A 20,968-nucleotide genomic window follows, 5' to 3' on the forward strand; every position below is an offset into this window, starting at 1 on the left:
CATCTATTCCTCCTTCCTATCCAGATATTCTTTCCATATCTTTTGATACAGGGTTACGTTTAAAATAAGCTGTTAAGATTAATACCGTCAGCACACTTAAAAGGGCATATAAAAATAAAAATAGAAGGAAGAGCATGCCAAGGTTTTCATTTTTAGTAGCCGCTTCTGCTGTGGTCTGAACTCTATAGATGGTCCAAGGCTGTCTGCCGCTGCAGCTGAAAACCCAGCCGAATTCGATCCCGAGCATAGAGAGCGGTCCAGAAAAAACGAGCGACCAGAGCAGCCACTTTGGAAATGATTTCGCTCGCTTTTTTGCAAAGAACCACCAATAAAATAAGGCGAATGCGGCGAGTCCTAATAAGACTACGCCAACCCCTACCATTAGGTTAAACAAGGTATGTACATAAAAAGGCGGCCACGTCTCACGTGGAAATTCATACAATCCCTTAACTTCCGTATCAAACTTTCCGGCAGCAAGCCAGCTGAGTGCCCAAGGAATCTCTATCCCATATTTAACTTCTTCTGTTTTAGGATCTGTATAACCGCCAATTGCAAGTGGTGCATAACGCTGTGTTTCAAACAAACCTTCTGCAGCAGCCAGCTTCTCTGGTGAGTGCTGATGTAGAATTTGTGCAGAATGATGTCCGGAAAGAGAAGAAACAAAACTCATTAAGAAGGCAACAGCTAGAGACATGAACAGTCCTTTAAGGTGGTAAGCACGTTCACGCTCTGGACGCTTTTTTAATAGTTTGAATGCCGCAACAGAAGCAACAGCAAACGCTCCTGTCATATAGGCAGTGATCGCAACGTGAAAGGACGATGATAGGAAACTAGGATTGAAAAATGCATCCCATGGATTTACATCATAAATCGTGCCATCAGGTTTGATCTTAAAACCATCAGGTGTATTCATCCACGTATTTACCGCAGAAATTAAGATTGCAGATGCAACAGCTCCAAGGGCTACGAAGAAAACAGAAATTAAGCGGAAATACCTAGGCAGTCTGTCTGCGGCATATACGTAGATGGACATAAATAAGGCTTCGAGGAAAAAAGCAAAGATTTCAATTTGAAAAGGCAGAGAGATAACTTTCCCTACGATCTCCATGAATCCGGGCCAAAGCAGTGAAAGCTGAACTCCGACGATTGTTCCAGACGGAATAGCAACACCTAATAGAACAGCGAAAGCTTTTGTCCAGCGCTTGGCCATAATGGCATAATCGTTGTCTCCTTTCACTTGATGAATAATTTCTGCAATTACGATCATCAAGGGAAGTCCAACACCAAGCGTAGCAAAAATTATATGAAAACCTAGAGAAGTTCCAAAAAAGGCTCTCGCGAGTACAACTGTATCCATGCCCGATTCCTCCTAAAAACTCAAACTATATAAGTTTACAATCTACCTTTAAGGTGTCAAAAAGAAGGGTGGTTTATGCACGTGATAAATTTGTCATACAGAGCTCGTCTTCTGTCATATGCTGACTTAAAGGGGGTGCAGCGTGTTAGACAATACGAGTTTTTACATCGAGTTGCTTAAGTTTAGTGGGATCTTTGCCCCTTTATTGTTCATCCTTCTTCAGGCATTCAGGCAATTCTTTTTTCTGCCAGTCGGACTTATCTGTCTAACGGGGGGAATACTGTTTGGTGCAGTGGCTGGCACTTTTTATTCTGTGATAGGAATTACATTGTCGAGTGTCTTCTTTTACTGGGGAATGAAATGTATGCCGAAACTTATGAAAAAAGTAAAAAAGCTTCAGAAAAAGTGGATTGGTAAAAGAATGCCATTCTCAGTAGGTCAGATTGCTATATTAAAAATGATCCCATTCATGCATTTTCATCTTTTAAGCTTTTGTTTGATCGAAGTCTCTGCAAATTTTAGAGAATATACAAAAGCTAGCATTATCTCGAATATCCCGATTGCCATTTTCTACTCTACTTTTGGTTCTGTGCTGCTGTCTCTCTCTTTATTTACTTCAGCAGGAATCATTATTGTGCTATCGTATCTGTTTTACTTGTTAAGAAGAAAGGAATGGGTCATGAAGTGGAGTGAATTTTTTGAGGAAGATACGGCAAAAAGAGAAAAACACCGCATGCCTGCATAAGGTATGCGTTTTTTTGTTTTTAGCTAAGGAGAGCTCCTGAGGGATATATCCGCGAGTCTCGCACTTTGACAATTTCTATCATCTCAATCAATTAAATTTCATTCTCGAATGTCGTGCGAGATACGTTATAATAGCTAAGAATGAAAGGCAGGGATGAAACAATGAACATCGAGAGACTTTTTTCTATGCAGAGTGATTTAAATACACGTATTGTTAAAGAACACAATCTTGAAGAGGAGTCTTTATCTCATCAAAGAAGATTGGCTTTTCTTGTGGAGCTTGGAGAATTAGCCAATGAAACAAGGTGCTTTAAATACTGGAGTAAACGCCCGGCATCAGAAAAAGCAGTTATTTTAGAGGAATATGTAGATGGTTTGCATTTTGTGTTATCCATTGGGCTAGATTTAGGAATCACAGAGATTGAACTGCCAAATGATGTAGAACTTCGTGAGAAAATGGACAAGATAGGTCTAAACGAACTATTTCTTTCCCTTTACCAATTGGGCTCAAAATCTTTATCAACAAAAGAATTCCAATTACTTTTTGATACATTTTTAGGTCTTGGGAAAAAACTTAATTTTTCTTTTGAAGAAATAGAAACGGCCTATTTAGAGAAAAATGCAATAAATCACGAACGTCAAGATACAGGATACTAAATAGAAAAACCCGGGAATCCGGGTTTTATTTTAAACCGTTAGATAAAGTTGTTAAGAGTTCTTCCTTTTTTTGCTCATCTGAATTTTTCCAGATGACTTCAAAAAGTACACCGAGACCAGGGAGCATTTTTTCTTCTCCGCTTTCGATTGCATCAACAATCGTATCTTGTAACTGTTCCTTATTGTTTCCAGTAACGTTATGCAATACAGCTTTTCTTAAATCAAGATTCATGGGATTAGCACCTCATATTAATTTTATTCTTTTTTTATTGTGTACGTTCAGAACATGTTTTATGAGAAAAATAATAAATATTTATGATTTAAAGGAGTACACCCGATAATGAAGCACATTGAATCAGAATCCAACGCTTCCTTGAAGCAATGGAAAAAGTTGCATAGTAGGAAAGAAAGAGAGAAAACAGGAACCTTTTTGTTAGAAGGACCTCATCTAATTGAAGAAGCGATCCATTCAGGCGCAAAGCTGCAACATGTAATTGTTGAAGAGAACTATCAAATGAAAGACGAGTGGCTAAAGGAGAGGTTTTCTTTATGGTCTGTTCCAGCCAAATTGATGAAGCAGCTTTCTGAAACAGAAAAACCTCAAGGGATTCTAGCTGTATGCGAAATGATGGACCAGCCTGAAGATCTTATTAAGCCAAAGGGCCGTTATTTGTTAATCGATGGTGTTCAAGATCCAGGTAATTTGGGTACGATAATCCGTACTGCTGATAGCGCTGGACTTGATGGTGTGTTTTTGGGAGAAGGGACGGCTGATCTTTATAACGGTAAAACAGTGCGATCCACTCAAGGTTCACTTTTTCACCTGCCTGTTGTAAAAGCTGATCTATTACAGATTATCGGACAATGTAAGGAGCAAGACATTCCGGTACTTTCCACCTCTCTGCAAGAAGCGGTAGATATGCGTAGGGCATCAGAAGTGGAAGGTTTTGCTTTAATCGTAGGAAATGAAGGCGCTGGGGTGCAGGAAACCCTCCAAAAAGAATCGACGATGAACGTGAAGATCCCTATTTTTGGTCAAGCTGAATCCTTAAATGTTTCGGTTGCAACGGGCATTCTTCTTTACGAATTACAGCGGAATCGATCGTAATTTGTTCGGAGGCGTTGCAATTGTTGATTTTTTTCATATATAATGAAAAAGATGAATGGAATAAAAATAAAAACGAAGACGGAGAAGAGTAGGTAATGATTCCGCCAAAAAGGGAGGAAATGTCCTGGACTGCGAGCATTTCTTTGGTAGGTATTATTGAATTCACTCCTGAGTTGTCACCTGAATGTATGAGTAGGGCTGACCGGTGAAGAGCCGTTATTGAAATGAAGTGAACAGTGTATTTGTCATTGTTAAATTGGGTGGTACCGCGAACTCCTCGTCCCTTATTGGATGAGGAGTTTTTATATTTATAAGGAGGGGTTGTACGGTGAAAGACCGTTTAGAAGCTCTTAAAGTAGAAGCGATCGGCAAGATCAATGAAAGCCAGGACTTAAAAGATCTGCAAGCTGTTAAAGTTGCTTATTTAGGAAAAAAAGGGCCCATTACCGAAGTTCTAAAAGGAATGGGGAAATTATCTGCAGAAGAAAGACCGGTTATTGGTGCCTATGCCAATGAAGTCCGTGACAGCATTCAGAAGGAACTGGATAAAAAACAAATCGAACTAGAACATGCAGCAATCTCAGAAAAGCTTGCGAAAGAATCATTAGATGTATCCTTGCCAGGGAGACCTGTCAAAAAAGGAAATCCTCATCCATTAACAGCGGTTGTTACTGAGATTGAAGATCTGTTTTTAAGCATGGGATTCACGATTGCTGAAGGACCAGAAGTAGAAACAGACTATTACAATTTTGAAGCACTTAACTTGCCTAAAGGCCATCCTGCCCGTGACATGCAAGATTCATTCTTCATCACAGAAGATATTCTGCTTCGTACACAAACGTCTCCCGTACAGGCTCGTACAATGGAGAAGCATGAGGGGCAAGGACCTGTAAAGATCATTTCTCCAGGAAAGGTTTACAGAAGAGATAATGATGATGCGACACACTCTCATCAATTCATGCAGATTGAAGGACTTGTGGTTGATAAGAACGTTCGTTTAAGCGACTTAAAAGGTGTTCTTGAAACGTTTGCTAAGAAAATGTTTGGAGAAGACCGCAAGATTCGTCTGCGTCCAAGTTTCTTCCCATTTACTGAGCCGTCTGTTGAAATGGATATTTCATGTTTCAAATGCAGCGGAAAAGGTTGCTCGATCTGTAAACAAACGGGCTGGATCGAAATTCTTGGAGCGGGTATGGTCCATCCAAACGTTCTTGAGATGGCTGGATTTGACTCAAAGAAATATACAGGTTTTGCATTTGGTATGGGACCTGAGCGTATCGCGATGCTTAAATACGGTATAGACGATATCCGTCATTTCTATGCGAACGACATCCGGTTTCTAAAACAATTCAAAAATGCATAACTCAAGGAGGGGAAATACATGTTAATCTCTTATAACTGGCTAAAAGAATACGTAAACATAAAAATCAGCCCGTCTGAACTAGCGGACAGAATTACAAAAAGCGGTATCGAAGTTGAAATGGTCGAGTCGTTAAATAAAGGAATCAGCGGTGTTGTTGTTGGATATGTGCAAGAATGCATCCAGCATCCGAACGCCGATAAACTTAGAGTTTGTAAAGTCGATATCGGACAGGGCGAAGTTTCACAGATCGTATGTGGTGCACCGAATGTAGCCCAAGGCCAAAAGGTTGCTGTAGCCGTACCTGGTGCAGTGCTGCCTGGTAACTTTAAAATTAAAAAAGCAAAGCTTCGAGGAGAAGAATCACACGGTATGATTTGTTCTCTGCAAGAGTTAGGTGTCGACACAAAGCTAGTACCAAAAGAGTACGCAACAGGAATTTTTGTGATGCCTTCTGATGCGGAACCAGGAAGTGATGCTCTAGAATTCTTAAACCTTAACGATCATGTATTGGAGCTTGGGCTTACACCTAACCGTGCTGATTGCTTGAATGTGATTGGAGTTGCTTATGAAGTTGCTGCAATCCTTGAGGAAGAAGTTAAACTTCCAAATACATCAATAACAACAACAGAAGAAAAAGCAGAGGATTTTATTTCTGTAAGCATCGAATCATTTGAAGATAATCCCTATTACGGAGCAATGATTATCCGTGATGTTAAGATCGGCCATTCACCGCTTTGGATGCAGAATCGCCTGATGGCATCAGGTATTCGCCCGATTAATAACATTGTCGATATCACAAACTATGTTCTGCTTGAATACGGTCAGCCGCTTCATGCGTTTGACTATAACCGATTAGGATCAAAAGAAATTGTTGTTCGCCGTGCCGCTGAAGGAGAACATATTCAGACACTTGATGATCAAGACCGTACACTAAAAGACACCCATTTAGTGATTACAAACGGCACAGATCCTATTGCTGTTGCTGGTGTGATGGGCGGAGCAACGAGTGAAGTTCAATCAGACACAACAAATGTACTTTTAGAAGCAGCGTATTTTGCTTCAGGCCGTGTAAGAACTGCGTCAAAGGATCTTGGTTTACGAAGTGAAGCAAGTTCTAGATATGAAAAAGGGATCGACCGTAACCGTGTTTTTGCAGCAGCAATGAGAGCAGCTGGATTGATGGCTGAACTTGCAGGTGGTAAAGTAGCAGAAGGAATCGTAGAAGCTGGAAAGCGTGAGGTAAACACTTACAGCGTTAAAATGGACGTTTCTAGAATGAATGGCCTTCTTGGCACAAATATTACAGCCGAGCAAACAGGAGTTGTCTTTAATCGCCTAGGTTTTTCATATAAAGAGACAGACGGACATTTTGAAGTTGTTGTTCCTTCAAGAAGACCTGATATTACGATTGAGGCAGATCTGATCGAGGAAGTAGGACGAATCTATGGGTATGACCGCATTCCAACGACTTATCTCCTATCAGAAGCTCGTCCTGGCGGATTGACAGAGAATCAAGCGAAACGCCGTAACATCAGAAACTATCTTGAGGGAGCAGGACTTTATCAAGCTGTAACGTATGCGTTGACAACTCCAGCGAAATCAGCTCACTTCTCATTCAGTGGAGAAGAGGTATATCCGATCTCCGTTGCACATCCGATGAGTGAAGAGCGCAGCACGCTTAGAATGAGTTTGTTGCCACAGCTTTTAGAAGTGCTTCAATATAACAGAAATCGTTCCATGGAAGATCTCGCTATCTATGAGATGGGTTCTGTTTTCATAAACCGTCAAGAAGTATTAACTGACCTGCCAGAAGAGTATGTGTTTGTTTCTGGTGCTGTTACAGGCGTATTTAACGAACACCTGTGGCAAGGGGAAAGAAAGACGGTTGACTTCTTTGTTCTAAAGGGGATATTAGAAGGATTATTGGATGAACTGAACCTTTCAGAGCGTATTACGTATGAAGCGGGAGAAATTGAAAACATGCATCCGGGAAGAACAGCTATCGTGAAACTCGATGGTATTTCTGTAGGTTTTGTTGGACAGCTTCACCCTGCTCTTCAAAAAGAGTTAGATCTTAAAGATACGTATGTGTTCGAGCTGAATGCAACAAGTCTTTTAGAGAAAGAAACAGATCAGATGGTGTATCAAACATTGCCACGCTATCCATCTATCACAAGAGATATCGCATTAGTTGTCGATCAAGAACTGCCAGCAGGGGATCTGACGACAGTGATACAAGCGGCTGGCGGTGTGCTGTTAAAAGAAGTGAACCTCTTTGACCTGTATGAAGGTGAAAAGATGGAGGAAGGAAAGAAATCTCTTGCCTTCTCACTAAAATATTTTGATCCAGAACGTACACTTACAGATGAAGAAGTAGTAACGGCACATGATCGAGTATTAAAGAGCTTAGAAGAACGCTTTGGTGCTCAATTAAGAAAATAAACAGCAAAAACCGGCTCATTAAGATGAGCCGGTTTTTTAATAGTGAAATATGAATTTCCGTAATTAGACACATTTTTTCCGTGATAATGATTAAAAATTCCGTGGTTATACTCATTAATTCCGTGATAATGATCAATTTTTCCGTGATCTCGATAACGGAAAAAATTAAGACTAATCTTTAGGACCATTACTTCCTCTTCTTATTCAAAAGATTTAACGCTTTTTGAGTGTTCGCAAAATGCTTCTTAGTTGCAGTATCAAATACGGACTCACCAAACTTTTCAACGAGTTCAGCTGCCTTCACATCCACATGCGGGCCAGCTCCTTTTGGAATAACCGTATGGAAACGAGCTCCTAGTTTATCCATCTCTTTTAGAAAGCTGTATCTTGCCAAAATGGAAGCAGCTGCTACGGAAAGATGAACGGATTCACCCTTTGTTGCGAAATAAAGCCCTTCTTTTAAAAGGTTCTTCTCTTTCGTTAAGTAATTAAAATACACCCCTGGCTCACAAAACTGATCTACTAGGATACCATCGAGTTCTTCCCCCTCAATTTTCGCTTTAACATTCTGAAGGGCGCGGTTATGTAAAATGGCTTTTATCTTGCCTTGACTCATTCCTTTCTGCTGAAGTTCATTGTATTTTTCGTTGTTTAGAACCAGAAGGCTGTAAGGGACGGTATGTATGAGCTCTTTTGCGATTTGAACAATCTGTTTATCATTTAAGTGCTTTGAATCCTTTACGCCAAGCTCCTTTACAAGCTCCAGCTGGTCTCGTGATACATAAGCTGCAGCAACAGTCATTGGTCCAAAATAATCACCAGTTCCAACTTCATCGCTTCCAATCATGGATAACTCTGCAGCATTTTGGGGCGGTGCGTATCGATGAGGTGTTTTAGTTGATGTCTTGTTTTTTTCTTTAGCGGGTGAAACTTGACCCGAAAACTGCTGTGAAGCTTTTTCTGCTCCCTTTCCCTGAAAGAGTACTTTTCCTGAATTGTAAGCTGTAACTGTACAATCACTAAGTTTTGCAGTAAAAACTGCTCCAGGAGGTGTTTTACCTGAAATGGCATGTGATAGTTCCTTTTTCATTGCAAGTATCTCTGAGTCCGTCATTTTTTTTACAACATGAGCCATGACTAAATTCCTCCTATGATTACGAGATTTCCAAATATATCAAAAAAACTGAAATCATACAGAAATATTTTCATCTATGTACGATATTTGATAAGATAAAGATTAGAGTATCATTAAATGAACGATCCTTTTCATGGCAGGGAGGTTATTTTGTGGCGGAAGACAAAAATAAAAACCGTACTACGGTCGAGATCTATGGACAGCGATATGTAATTGCAGGGACCGAAACTTCCAGCCACATTCATTTAGTAGCTGACAAAGTAGATTTGAAAATGAGAGAAATTCAATCTCACAATCGGTTTCTTGATACGAAACAACTTGCTGTACTAACAGCAGTAAATACAATGAGTGAATATTTAAAGATTAAAGAAGAGCTGAAAAAATTGCAACAGCGAATTGGAAAAGAGGAAGGTTAGCATGCTGGATTTAATTTTATTTATCGTATTATTAGGTGGGTTCTTGATCGGTTTAAAACGTGGTTTCATCATGCAATTGGTTCATTTAGCCGGATTTATTGCGGCATATATTGTTGCTTATCTGTATTATGATGATTTAGCGCCAAAGCTGGAACTGTGGATTCCATATCCTTCTTCTAATGATAGCTCAGTATCATTTTTGCTGAACAGCATCTCACTAGAGCAAGCTTATTATAATGCGATTGCCTTTGCTATTTTGTTCTTTGCAACAAAAATTATCCTGCAAATTATCGGTTCTATGCTAGATTTTCTGGCTCACTTGCCGATTCTCCATACGTTTAATAGATGGCTTGGCGGCTTGTTAGGGTTTGTGGAAGTATATTTGATCGTGTTCATCCTGTTATTTATTGCAACATTAGTACCGATTGAAGCCTTTCAAGCTCATTATGAAAATTCATGGATCGCACAGGGAATGGTCAAAAATACCCCCGTATTTTCTGAGTCAGTAAAGGAAATGTGGATGAAACATATGGCGTAACTTCTCCTTTGCGGAGAAGTTTTTTTATTCAGCATCCTAAAGTATGCAATAGGAGGAGAGCTTAACATGGCGAATAAAAAAGAAGTCGTACGTGCGTTAGAGCAAATTGCACTTTATCTTGAAATATTAGGAGAGAATTCGTTTAAAGTTTCCGCATACCGTAAAGCAGCCAATGCTTTAGAGGGTGATGAGCGGACGATGGAAGAAATAGATGATGTGTCAAAGATCAAAGGGATCGGGAAGGGTACTGCAACCGTTATCCTTGAAATTGTGGAAAAAGGTGAATCAGAACTACTGGCTGAGCTTCAGGAAAAAGTCCCTTCTGAACTAATCACTTTATTACAAGTACCGAACTTAGGCGGAAAGAAGATTGCTAAACTTTATTCTGAGTTAGGCGTAACGAATATTGAAACTCTAAAAGAAGCATGTGAAAATGGTAAGGTACGGGAACTAGCGGGGTTTGGTGCGAAAACAGAAGAAAAAATTCTTGCTTCGTTAAAAGATTTCGGTAAACGGCCGGAAAGACTTCCAATTGCATATATGCTGCCGATCGCCGAAAGAATTGAAGCACAGCTCGCCAAAATGAAACACATTGAAAAGTTTTCTAGGGCGGGAAGTCTTAGAAGATACAGGGAAACGATTAAGGACCTAGATTTTATTATATCAACAAAAAATCCAAAGGAAGTTAAAGAACAGCTGTTAAACTTACATGGGGTAACGGATGTTATTGCTGGCGGTGATACGAAAGTCTCCCTTGTACTAGATGAGAATTTGTCCGTATCCGTTGACTTTAGAATCGTAGAGTCGAAGCAATTCGCTACTACCCTTCATCATTTTACAGGCTCGATGGATCATAATGTAAAAATGAGACAATTAGCAAAATCTAGAGGGGAAAAGATTAGCGAATATGGTGTTGAGAATACGGAAACAGGTGAAGTCCAAACGTTTACGAATGAAGAAGAGTTCTATTCGCATTTCGGACTGAACTGGATTCCACCTGAAGCTAGGGAAACTGGAGAAGAAATAGATCTATTTAAAGAAAGTCATGATCTCATACAGTTATCAGAAATCAAGGGGGATCTGCATCTTCACTCGACTTGGAGTGATGGAGCTTTCTCCATTGAAGAAATGGCTGAAGAAGCAAGAAGAAGAGGTTACGAGTACATGGCGATTACGGATCATTCTCAGTATCTGCGAGTAGCGAATGGGCTTACACCAGAAAGAATCCGAATGCAGCGTAAAGAGATCGACAAACTGAATGAAAAATATTCGGATTTTAAAATATTTGCTGGAATCGAAATGGATATACTGCCAGACGGAACTTTGGACTATGATGATGATTTATTAGAAGAATTGGATTTTGTAATTGCGAGCATTCATTCTGCCTTCTCACAAGATAAAAGCAAGATTATGAAGCGTTTAAAAACAGCACTTCTGCACAAGAAGGTTGATTTAATAGCTCACCCTACTGGCCGCTTGATCGGCCGAAGAAAAGGATACGACGCGGACATTGATTTGCTTTTAGAGCTGGCTTCAGAAACGAATACAGCCATCGAGCTAAATGCGAATCCAAATCGGCTTGATCTTGCACCTGAATACTTAAGAAAAGCACAGGACATGGGTGTGAAGATTGCGATTAATACAGATGCACATTATAAAGATACGATGAAACATATGGAGATTGGAGCCGCGGTTGCCCGAAAAGGTTTTATCCGAAAAGGCAGTGTTATAAACACGATGTCACGTAAAGAATTAGAAACCTACTTAAACCGTAAAAGATAGCTCTATATCCTCGTCTCGGATCAGGAGGAAAGTATATGCAAGAAAAAATGCTGCGTGTTTTAGAATTAAGAAAAGTGATAGATCGGCTTAAAAAGCATGCAAGCTGTTCACTTGGACTAAAAAAAATTGATTCACTTGTTCCATTTACAACACTTGAAGAAGTGGACGAAGCACAAGAGGCAACAGATGAAGGGGTAAAAGTTCTCCGGTTAAAAGGCCAGGTTCCTTTTGGCGGAATCTTTGATATCTCCTCAAACGTAAAACGCTCTAAAATTGGAAGTCTTCTAAACGAAGAAGAATTGATGGATATCGCTTCAACTCTTTACGGCGGGAGACGTTTCAAGCGTTTTATTGAGGGATTAACAGAAGACGGAATCGAACTGCGTATTTTAAAACAAGCAGCAGATCAGATCATTCCTCTTCATGAACTAGAACAGTCCATTAAAAGCTGTATTGATGACCATGGCCATATGATGGATAGTGCCAGTCCTGAACTGCGAGCGATCCGTCAGCAGCTTCGTACGTTTGAAGCAAGAGTACGAGAAAAGCTGGAATCCATCGTAAGATCCTCAAGCTATCAGAAGATGCTATCAGACTCTATCATCACGATTCGTAATGACAGATTTGTTATTCCCGTTAAGCAAGAATACAGAGGGAGCTTTGGCGGGATGGTACACGATCAATCTGCCAGCGGTGCAACTTTATTTATTGAACCGCAATCCGTGGTTATGGTTAACAATCAAGTAAAAGAAACAAAAGCGAAAGAAGCACGAGAGATTGAAAAGATATTAAGAGAACTGACTGCCCAGGTTGCTGAGAGTGCCGATGATATTTTAATAAACGTAGAAATTTTAGCTGAAATGGATTTCATACTAGCAAAAGCCAGATTTGCTAATGAGTTAAAATGCACCCGTCCGATCATGAATGATAAAGGATATATCTCACTGAACAGCGGAAGACATCCCCTTCTTGATCAGGAAACGGTTGTTCCGACTAGCGTTAAACTGGGAGGAGAATATCAATCCCTTGTAATTACAGGTCCTAATACCGGTGGTAAGACGGTTACCCTCAAAACAATAGGGCTTCTTACTTTGATGGCACAATGCGGACTTCAGATACCTGCTCAGGAAGAATCAGAAATGGCTGTGTTCAAAAGGATATTTGCAGACATTGGTGATGAGCAATCGATTGAACAATCATTGAGTACGTTTTCTTCACATATGGTGAATATTGTAGATATTTTAAATAAAATCGATTATGAATCACTCGTTCTTTTTGATGAATTAGGTGCAGGAACCGATCCCCAGGAAGGAGCTGCACTTGCCATCTCCATCCTGGACTTTGTTTTTGCTAGAGGAGCACGTGTAGTAGCTACAACGCATTACAGTGAACTAAAAGCATATGCCTATAATCGTCCAGGTGTCATGAACGCATCGGTTGAATTTGATGTGCAGACGCTAAGGCCTACATACAGATTGTTAGTAGGTGTGCCTGGAAGAAGTAATGCGTTTGAGATTTCAAAAAGACTGGGGCTTCGTCAAGATATCATTGATTCTGCTCGTTCCCAGATTAGTGAAGACGAAAACAAGATTGATAACATGATTAAATCACTTGAAGATAATCGGAAACAAGCAGAAAAAGAGATGGAAGAAGCGGAACATAGACGAAAGGAAGCGGAGTCTATTAAAGCTGATCTGGAGCGGGAGCTTGAGCTTTTCCAAAATGAAAAAGAACGACTATATGAGAGAGCGAAGCAAGAAGCCGAGCAAGCTGTTGAAAAAGCACGGGAAACAGCAGAAGAGATCATACGTGAAATCCGTGAACTGCAAAAAGCCGGCGGACAGATTAAAGAGCATAAACTGATCGAGGCAAAGAAGAGATTGGAAGAAGCAGTACCGAAGTCAAAAGCAAAAACAAAGAAACCTAAGGCTGAATCTACAAAGAAAGAATATGTTCCTGGTGATGAAGTTAGAGTCCTGAGTGTAGGGCAAAAAGGGCATATTGTTGAGAAAGTAAGCAGCACAGAGTATCAAGTGCAAATAGGAATCTTAAAGATGAATGTATCAGAAAAAGATCTTGAATGGGTAAAGCAAGCCAAAGCGAAACCTGAACCGCGTTCATTCGTAAGAGTAACTGGAACTTCTGATTCTTCCCGGCCTGAACTTGATTTGAGAGGAAAAAGATACGAAGATGCCATGCTTGAAGTAGACCGTTATTTAGATGAAGCACTGTTAGCAGGGTTTAACCAGGTATATATCATCCATGGTAAAGGAACGGGTGCACTTCGAAAGGGTGTACAAGAGCTCCTTAAGACGCATCGTAATGTAAAATCTACACGTATGGGTGCCGCTGGTGAAGGTGGAGGCGGTGTTACTGTCGCTGTGTTAAAGTAGTTTAGAGTTAGATAATAAAACCAACAAAGCCATTTGCAAAGGGGTACTGCTGGATGGATTTTATGAGTAATGCTTTTGTTAAAACGGCAGCCAACTACAGCGTTGTTGTGCTATGTCTTGTCGTGTTCTTAGCTGTTTTTGAGCTTGTTACCCGATATAAAAATTGGGTTGAAATCAAGAACGGCAACTTGTCAGTTGCAATGGCAACAGGTGGGAAAATCTTTGGTATCGCAAACATTTTCCGTTATTCAATTGCACAGAACGATTCATTGCTCATGATGATCACATGGGGTATTTATGGATTTATATTACTTTTGATCGGATACTTTATCTTTGAGTTCCTCACACCAAAGTTTCAGATTGATAAAGAAATAGAAAGTGATAATAAGGCTGTTGGTTTTATTTCAATGATCATTTCAATTGGCCTGTCGTTTGTAATCGGTGAAGGTATTGAATAGCTGAAGGGAACAGATATGGAAACATTATTTAAAGTCTTGTTTGTACTAAGCGGTGTGTTTATCGCTGCAGGTCTTATTTATTTATTTTTCTTTGCATAAGAAAAACCCAGGTCTCGTGTATGAGCCTGGGTTTTTTTTAGAACTACTTTACCGATAATTTTAAATTTTTAAAAAAGTATATAAAATTGAATACGTTTTCAATATAATAGGAATAAAGATATAGAATTTTTGAAGGAAGGCGTGAATTAAAGGAGGAGATGCAAGTGGAAAGAAGGTGGCTTAATAGTTACCCAAGTGAAATTCCGGGACATCTTGAATATGACAGCAAACCTTTATTCGCGTATTTAGAATCAGCAGCAGAAGAGAAAAAAGATAAAACTGCTGTACACTTTTTAGGAAAAACATTAACGTTTGGCGAGCTTCATGAGTGCAGTTTGCGTTTTGCACATGCTCTTTCAAAATTAGGAGTCGAAAAAGGGGACCGGGTCGCCATCATGCTCCCTAATTGTCCGCAGGCAGTCATTGCTTACTACGGAACACTATTTCTAGGAGCGATCGTCGTGCAAACCAATCCGCTTTATACGGAGAGGGAACTGCGCCATCAGCTATCTGACAGCGGTGCAAAAGTCATTGTAGGATTGGATCTCTTGTTTGGCAGAATCTCAGCGGTTCGAGCGGATACAAATATTGAACATATCGTGGTGACCTCGATTAAAGATTACCTGCCTTTTCCGAAAAATCTGCTTTATCCAATTGTTCAAAAGAGGCAGAATCCGACTGTGGTCGTCAATATTTCTTTCAATCACGAGGTTCATTCGTTTCGAGATCTCCTTAAACGTTCACAGCCCGTTAAGCCACAGACAGAAGTATTTCCTGATGAAGATCTTGCCCTGCTGCAATACACCGGCGGTACAACGGGACCTGCAAAAGGTGTGATGTTAACTCACAAGAACCTTGTAACAAACGCACTTCAATGCAATGCATGGATGTACAAAAACAGGGATGGAAAAGAAAAGATCCTCGGGGCTTTGCCCTTCTTTCATGTTTATGGAATGACTTGTGTAATGAACCTGGGTATTATCACAAAAGCTGAGATGATCATTCTTCCTCGATTTGATCCGGCACAAGTATTGAAAACGATTCATAAGGAGCGTCCGACTCTGTTTCCGGGTGCACCGACCATGTATATTGCACTTTTGAATCATCCAGACCTTAAGAAATACGATTTATCATCAATTACAGCTTGTATAAGCGGATCCGCTGCTTTGCCACTGGATGTTCAAGAAAAGTTTCAGGCTGTTATATCTGGTTCTTTGGTGGAAGGGTATGGACTAACTGAAGCATCACCTGTTACGCATGCCAATTTAATTTACGGTAACCAGGTGAAAGGAAGTATCGGCTTGCCATGGCCGAATACGGAGGCCGCTATAATCTCGGCTGAAACGGGCGAATGGGCAGAACCTGGTGAGATCGGGGAACTGGCTGTTCGGGGACCGCAAGTTATGAAAGGCTATTGGAACCAACCAGAAGAAACCGCTTCTGTTTTCCGTGAAGACTGGCTTGTCACGGGTGACATGGGCTATATGGATGAAAAAGGCTACTTCTATATTGTGGACCGTAAAAAGGATCTGATAATAGCTGGTGGTTTTAATATTTATCCCCGTGAAGTAGAAGAAGTCTTATATGAGCATGAAAAAGTTAAAGAAGCTGTAGTTGTTGGTGTGCCAGATGAGTATCGGGGCGAAACAGTAAAGGCATTTGTTGTGTTGAAAGAAGGCGTCGAATGTTCGGAAGAAGAATTAAATAAATTCTGCCGGGAACATTTGGCTTCGTTCAAAGTACCTAGACTTTATGAGTTTAGAAATGAGCTCCCAAAAACGATGGTAGGAAAGATATTAAGAAGGGTTCTACTAGAGGAAGAACGTGAAAAAGCGAAACATAACATTTAAAAAAGCCGCCAATGCGCGGTTTTTTTTCTTTTTCGGTTTTCATTAGAAGTTAAACTTGTAAAATGCATAAAAAAAATGACATAATGAAATTGACAGAAAAGAAAGATTTGTTTTACAATTATGAATGAACAATCATTCATTTTTTTAAGTGATTGTGTTCTACACAAATGAGGCGATCGTAATGAAACGTAAAGGTCCAAAATACGAAAAAATAATTGATGCAGCTGTGAGTGTTATTGCAGAACATGGTTACCATCAATCCCAAGTATCAAAGATAGCGAAAGAAGCAGGTGTCGCTGACGGCACCATCTATCTATATTTTAAAAATAAAGAAGATCTGCTTGTTTCTGTTTTTAATGAGAAGATGGGGACCTTTATCGAAAAAACAGAAAATGAGCTAAAGAGTAATGATTCAGCAATCGAGAAACTTAGAATTCTTGTCGAGATGCACTTTAAGCAACTGACTGCTGATTATGAACTATCAATCGTTACCCAGCTAGAGCTGCGTCAGACGAACAGACAGCTTCGTGCCAAGATCGGGGAAGTATTAAAACGTTATTTGGATTTAATCGACTCTATCTTAAAGGACGGTATGAATGAAGGTGTGTTTGTACACAACATGGATTACAGACTGGCTAGACAAATGATCTTTGGGACGATTGACGAAACAGCTACTAACTGGGTCATGAACGACCATCGATATGATCTGCCAGCACTAGCTGGACCCGTTCATCAAATGCTGGTTAATGGTCTATCAGTCAGGACTGCTTATTCAGAGTGAATTCAATAGGAAGGGGCTGCAGAATTGGAATTTTTAAAAATTGAAATTGAAAATAAAGTGGCAACGATTAAACTTAACCGAGCACCTGCTAACGCATTGTCGACAAGTGTCATAGAAGAGATCGATGAGGCATTAGATCAGATTGAAAACGACAATACGGTAAAAGTGGTTGTTATTCTAGGTGAAGGCCGTTTCTTCTCAGCCGGTGCTGACATTAAAGAATTTACTGAAGTTCCCGATGAAAAAGGCTTTGCTAAACTTGGCAAAAAGGGCCAGGATGTATTTAACCGAATCGAACAATTCTCTAAGCCTGTCATCGCTGCCATTCATGGTGCAGCACTTGGCGGAGGATTAGAACTTGCGATGAGTTGTCATATCAGACTTGTGGCAGAAGATGCTAAGCTTGGTCTTCCTGAACTTACGTTAGGGCTAGTGCCTGGATTTGCTGGAACACAAAGACTTCCTCAGCTTGTAGGTGTACCAAAGGCTTGTGAGATGCTCCTTTCCAGTAACCCGATCACAGGAAAAGAAGCGGTAACATACGGTTTGGCGAATAACGCTTTTCCAGCTGAAGAACTTTTTGAAAAGGCTTACAAAATGGCTGAGAGTTTTTCAGAAAAGAGCGCAGTATCCATCAAATACACACTAGAGTTATTAAATTATGCAAAACATGGACTTTATGAAAAGGGAGCAGAAAAAGAGCAAGAGCTGTTTGGAAAAGCATTTAAGAGCTTTGATGGACAAGAAGGAATCTCAGCCTTTATTGAAAAGAGAAAGCCTGTATTTCAGGACCGATAACTAGGAGGGTAACGATGAATATTTATGTTATTTTAAAACGTACTTTTGATACTGAAGAAAAAATTTCCGTTTCAAACAATAAGATTTCAGAAGACAGTGCAGAATTTATTATCAACCCTTATGATGAGTATGCTATTGAAGAAGCGATCACTTTAAAAGATGCTCATGGCGGAACTGTTACCGTTGTTACTGTAGGAGACGAGGATTCTGAAAAAGAACTTCGTACAGCTTTAGCAATGGGAGCAGATCAAGCAGTTTTGATTTCAAACGAAGATCTGGAAGCCCAAGACCAATATACGACTTCAACGGTATTGGCGGCTTTCTTTAAAGATAAGGAATATGACATTATTCTGGGCGGAAATGTCGCGATCGACAACGGAACAGGTCAAGTTGGTCCTAGACTTGCTGAACTTTTGGATATTCCACACGTAACAACAATCACTAAGATTGAAATTAGCGGTACAACTGTAAATATTGAGCGTGACGTTGAAGGAGACCTTGAGAAGATTGAAACATCACTTCCGTTATTGGTGACTGCCCAACAAGGTTTGAATGAGCCTCGCTATCCTTCTCTGCCAGGGATTATGAAGGCGAAGAAAAAACCACTGGAAACGTTAGATTTAGACGACATAGACATTGATGAGGATGACGTAGAAGCTAAAACAAAAACTGTAGAAGTGTATCTTCCTCCTAAAAAGGAAGCTGGAAAAATCCTATCGGGTGAAACAGCAGACCAAGTAAAAGAGCTTGTATCTCTGCTAAGAAACGAAGCAAAGGTAATATAAGGAGGAGACATCATGGCAAAGAAAGTTTTAGTACTTGCAGAAACTCGTGACGGTGCATTACGTAATGTTTCATTTGAGGCTATTGCAGCAGCAAAAGAAATTTCTGGGGGCGGAGAAGTGTTCACTGTATTATGTGGTGATACAGTTCAATCACTTGCAGCCGAATTAATTCATTTTGGAGCTGACCGTGTTCTTGTTGCTGAAGATGAAAAACTAGCAAACTATACGACAGATGGCTACTTTCAAACCCTAAAGAAGATTATTGACGATGAAAGTCCAGAAGCTATCGTATTCGGCCATACTTCACTAGGTAAGGATCTTTCACCAAGACTTGCAGCACGTTTGGAATCAGGATTGATTTCTGATGTAACAGGTCTTGAGCAAGCAGGGGAAAACACAGTGTTTACTCGCCCTGTTTATTCAGGAAAAGCATTTGAGAAGAAATTGATCTCTGATGGTCTCGTATTTGTTACGATTCGTCCAAACAACATCGCCCCTTTAGAAAAGGATGAGTCTAGAACTGGTGATGTTAAGTCAGTTTCAGTAGAAATTAAAGATCTAAGAACAATTGTAAAAGAAGTGGTTCGAAAGGCTTCTACAGGAGTAGATCTTTCTGAAGCAAAAATTATCGTTGCGGGCGGCCGCGGTGTTAAATCAGAAGACGGCTTTAAGCCTCTTCAAGAGCTTGCTGATGTTCTTGGAGCAGCAGTCGGCGCATCTCGTGGGGCATGTGATGCTGATTATTGTGATTATTCCCTTCAGATCGGCCAAACTGGTAAAGTAGTAACTCCTGACTTGTATATTGCTTGTGGAATCTCTGGAGCTATTCAGCACCTTGCTGGTATGTCCAACTCCAAAGTAATCGTTGCAATCAATAAAGATCCTGAGGCAAGCATCTTCTCCGTTGCGGATTATGGAATCGTAGGAGACCTATTTGAAGTAGTTCCATTATTAACAGAAGAGTTTAAAAAAGTGTTAGTATAATAGCAGCTAAAAAAACGTCTGGTTTCCTGGACGTTTTTTTAAATCGTAAAAAGGTGGGGGTTGTATGACGACTATCGCATTCATACGTCATGGGGAAACTGATTGGAATATAGAAAAAAGAGCCCAGGGATGCAAAGATATTCCTTTAAATGGAAATGGGATAAAGCAGGCTAACCGATTAGCAGAAAGATTACGCGGACAAAAGTGGGATGTGATCTATGCCAGTCCCCTTTCACGAGCCTTTGAAACAGCTAAAGCTATTTCTCGCGTAACAGGGTTACACATAACGTCTGATGAAAGATTACGGGAGATTTCGTTTGGAGAAACAGAAGGAACAACTGAAACTGAACGCATTGAGCGTTGGGGAGAAGAATGGATGAATCTTGAATTGGGCAGGGAAACGGATGAAGAAGCTGATCTTCGCTGGAAATCAGCACTACAAGAAATCGTTCAAAATCATAAAGACCAAAAAGTGTTGATTGTCACACATGGTGCGCTTCTTGTTAGAATATATAAAGAGCTTCTTCAAGATAAGACGGATCGATGGTACGGATTAAACAATACTTCTTTTTCTATCTTTCAACTTACAGCAGAGAATAATTGGACATGCGAATTGTTTAACTGTCAAAAGCACCTAGAAGAGACTGCAACCATTTGACGTTTGTCGAATTAAAAACTTGGGTACCATATTGTTGAGCAAACTATTAGCAACTGTGTAATTTGTGGGATATACTTTGTTTACACTTTGTTATTTAAAAGGAGGGCCAAATAAATGGCTATTGTAAATGCATCAGATCAAACATTTAATACAGAGACTAATGAAGGTTTAGTACTTGCTGATTTCTGGGCACCGTGGTGCGGACCTTGTAAAATGATCGCTCCAGTACTTGAAGAAGTAGATCAAGAAATGGAAGAAGTAAAAGTGGTTAAGCTTGACGTTGATGAGAATCAGGAAACAGCTGGTAAATACGGTGTGATGAGCATCCCTACGCTATTAGTATTCAAAGATGGTCAAGTAGTTGATCAAGTTGTAGGTTTCCAACCAAAAGAAGCTTTAGTTGAACTTTTAAACAAACATAAGTAAGTCGAAAAGAGTCCGGGCAACCGGGCTTTTTCTTTTTCAGACATATTTTATTATTTTCAAGGAAATATTTGTCGAAATGAAAAACATTTACATAAACGAAAGAATCAGGATACTATAAAAAAATATGGCTTGCATGATATGATATAAGAAAAGAATGCTTTCAAGTTAGGGGGGGTGAACTTGACCTCTATATC

20 protein-coding genes and 1 other annotated feature are annotated in these 20,968 nt (G+C 40.0%); of the genes, 17 read left to right on the plus strand and 3 right to left on the minus strand.

Going from position 1 to position 20,968, the window contains the following annotated elements; all coding sequences use genetic code 11:
• Positions 1-16 precede the first annotated feature (16 nt).
• On the minus strand, positions 17-1,357 hold the full coding sequence (locus tag IEV52_RS06310; RefSeq protein ID WP_188401635.1) for a cytochrome ubiquinol oxidase subunit I: 1,341 nt from the start codon (positions 1,355-1,357) through the stop codon (positions 17-19).
• 142 nt (positions 1,358-1,499) lie between these two features.
• On the opposite strand from IEV52_RS06310, the gene IEV52_RS06315 reads away from it, so the two are divergent.
• Both IEV52_RS06315 and IEV52_RS06320 read left to right on the plus strand, forming a co-directional pair.
• Complete coding sequence (locus IEV52_RS06315) at positions 1,500-2,102, plus strand: TVP38/TMEM64 family protein (protein WP_188401636.1); 603 nt, start codon at positions 1,500-1,502, stop codon at positions 2,100-2,102.
• Positions 2,103-2,263: 161 nt separating this feature from the next.
• Positions 2,264-2,758, plus strand: coding sequence for a dUTP diphosphatase (locus tag IEV52_RS06320; RefSeq protein WP_188402273.1), 495 nt, complete (start codon positions 2,264-2,266; stop codon positions 2,756-2,758).
• Between the two features lie 25 nt (positions 2,759-2,783).
• Here IEV52_RS06320 and sspI read toward each other — a convergent pair whose 3' ends face one another.
• Positions 2,784-2,990 carry a small acid-soluble spore protein SspI gene (sspI, locus tag IEV52_RS06325; protein WP_188401637.1) on the minus strand — a complete coding sequence of 69 codons (207 nt, stop codon included), beginning with the start codon at positions 2,988-2,990 and terminating at the stop codon, positions 2,784-2,786.
• Between the two features lie 108 nt (positions 2,991-3,098).
• Between sspI and IEV52_RS06330 the strand changes: the two genes are divergently transcribed.
• From IEV52_RS06330 to pheT, 3 genes are all read left to right on the plus strand, one after another.
• On the plus strand, positions 3,099-3,866 hold the full coding sequence (locus tag IEV52_RS06330) for a TrmH family RNA methyltransferase (protein WP_188401638.1): 768 nt from the start codon (positions 3,099-3,101) through the stop codon (positions 3,864-3,866).
• A 66-nt stretch (positions 3,867-3,932) separates the two neighbouring features.
• Positions 3,933-4,154, plus strand: a binding site (T-box leader).
• Positions 4,155-4,194: 40 nt separating this feature from the next.
• Positions 4,195-5,229, plus strand: coding sequence for a phenylalanine--tRNA ligase subunit alpha (gene pheS, locus IEV52_RS06335; RefSeq protein WP_188401639.1), 1,035 nt, complete (start codon positions 4,195-4,197; stop codon positions 5,227-5,229).
• An 18-nt stretch (positions 5,230-5,247) separates the two neighbouring features.
• Positions 5,248-7,671 carry a phenylalanine--tRNA ligase subunit beta gene (pheT, locus tag IEV52_RS06340; protein ID WP_188401640.1) on the plus strand — a complete coding sequence of 808 codons (2,424 nt, stop codon included), beginning with the start codon at positions 5,248-5,250 and terminating at the stop codon, positions 7,669-7,671.
• Between the two features lie 187 nt (positions 7,672-7,858).
• Here pheT and rnhC read toward each other — a convergent pair whose 3' ends face one another.
• Entirely contained in the window at positions 7,859-8,806 is a 948-nt protein-coding gene (gene rnhC / locus IEV52_RS06345) for a ribonuclease HIII (protein WP_188401641.1), read from the minus strand.
• Positions 8,807-8,958: 152 nt separating this feature from the next.
• Between rnhC and zapA the strand changes: the two genes are divergently transcribed.
• The 12 genes from zapA to trxA all read left to right on the plus strand — a co-directional run bounded on the left by zapA (position 8,959) and on the right by trxA (position 20,774).
• Complete coding sequence (gene zapA, locus IEV52_RS06350) at positions 8,959-9,222, plus strand: cell division protein ZapA (RefSeq protein ID WP_188401642.1); 264 nt, start codon at positions 8,959-8,961, stop codon at positions 9,220-9,222.
• Between the two features lies 1 nt (position 9,223).
• The gene (locus IEV52_RS06355) at positions 9,224-9,760 is read left to right on the plus strand and encodes a CvpA family protein (RefSeq protein WP_188401643.1); all 537 of its coding nucleotides are present in this window, start codon (positions 9,224-9,226) and stop codon (positions 9,758-9,760) included.
• A gap of 66 nt (positions 9,761-9,826) precedes the next feature.
• A complete protein-coding gene (gene polX / locus IEV52_RS06360) occupies positions 9,827-11,542 on the plus strand; it encodes a DNA polymerase/3'-5' exonuclease PolX (RefSeq protein ID WP_188401644.1) in 1,716 nt (571 codons plus the stop codon).
• 35 nt (positions 11,543-11,577) lie between these two features.
• Positions 11,578-13,935: an endonuclease MutS2 gene (locus IEV52_RS06365; protein WP_188401645.1), complete on the plus strand. Its 2,358-nt coding sequence runs from the start codon at positions 11,578-11,580 to the stop codon at positions 13,933-13,935.
• A 53-nt stretch (positions 13,936-13,988) separates the two neighbouring features.
• On the plus strand, positions 13,989-14,393 hold the full coding sequence (locus IEV52_RS06370; protein WP_188401646.1) for a DUF350 domain-containing protein: 405 nt from the start codon (positions 13,989-13,991) through the stop codon (positions 14,391-14,393).
• A gap of 257 nt (positions 14,394-14,650) precedes the next feature.
• Positions 14,651-16,342, plus strand: coding sequence for a long-chain-fatty-acid--CoA ligase (locus IEV52_RS06375; protein WP_188401647.1), 1,692 nt, complete (start codon positions 14,651-14,653; stop codon positions 16,340-16,342).
• A gap of 181 nt (positions 16,343-16,523) precedes the next feature.
• Positions 16,524-17,123, plus strand: coding sequence for a fatty acid metabolism transcriptional regulator FadR (gene fadR / locus IEV52_RS06380; RefSeq protein WP_188401648.1), 600 nt, complete (start codon positions 16,524-16,526; stop codon positions 17,121-17,123).
• A gap of 24 nt (positions 17,124-17,147) precedes the next feature.
• On the plus strand, positions 17,148-17,921 hold the full coding sequence (locus IEV52_RS06385) for an enoyl-CoA hydratase (RefSeq protein WP_188401649.1): 774 nt from the start codon (positions 17,148-17,150) through the stop codon (positions 17,919-17,921).
• A 14-nt stretch (positions 17,922-17,935) separates the two neighbouring features.
• Entirely contained in the window at positions 17,936-18,706 is a 771-nt protein-coding gene (locus tag IEV52_RS06390) for an electron transfer flavoprotein subunit beta/FixA family protein (protein ID WP_188401650.1), read from the plus strand.
• 12 nt (positions 18,707-18,718) lie between these two features.
• Positions 18,719-19,690: an electron transfer flavoprotein subunit alpha/FixB family protein gene (locus IEV52_RS06395; protein WP_188401651.1), complete on the plus strand. Its 972-nt coding sequence runs from the start codon at positions 18,719-18,721 to the stop codon at positions 19,688-19,690.
• A 64-nt stretch (positions 19,691-19,754) separates the two neighbouring features.
• The gene (locus tag IEV52_RS06400; RefSeq protein WP_188401652.1) at positions 19,755-20,348 is read left to right on the plus strand and encodes a histidine phosphatase family protein; all 594 of its coding nucleotides are present in this window, start codon (positions 19,755-19,757) and stop codon (positions 20,346-20,348) included.
• A 114-nt stretch (positions 20,349-20,462) separates the two neighbouring features.
• Positions 20,463-20,774: a thioredoxin gene (gene trxA, locus IEV52_RS06405; protein ID WP_066396676.1), complete on the plus strand. Its 312-nt coding sequence runs from the start codon at positions 20,463-20,465 to the stop codon at positions 20,772-20,774.
• The last annotated feature ends 194 nt before the right edge of the window (positions 20,775-20,968 follow it).

Origin of the sequence: Fictibacillus barbaricus (genome assembly GCF_014635025.1) — a bacterium.
Taxonomy (GTDB): domain Bacteria; phylum Bacillota; class Bacilli; order Bacillales; family Fictibacillaceae; genus Fictibacillus; species Fictibacillus barbaricus.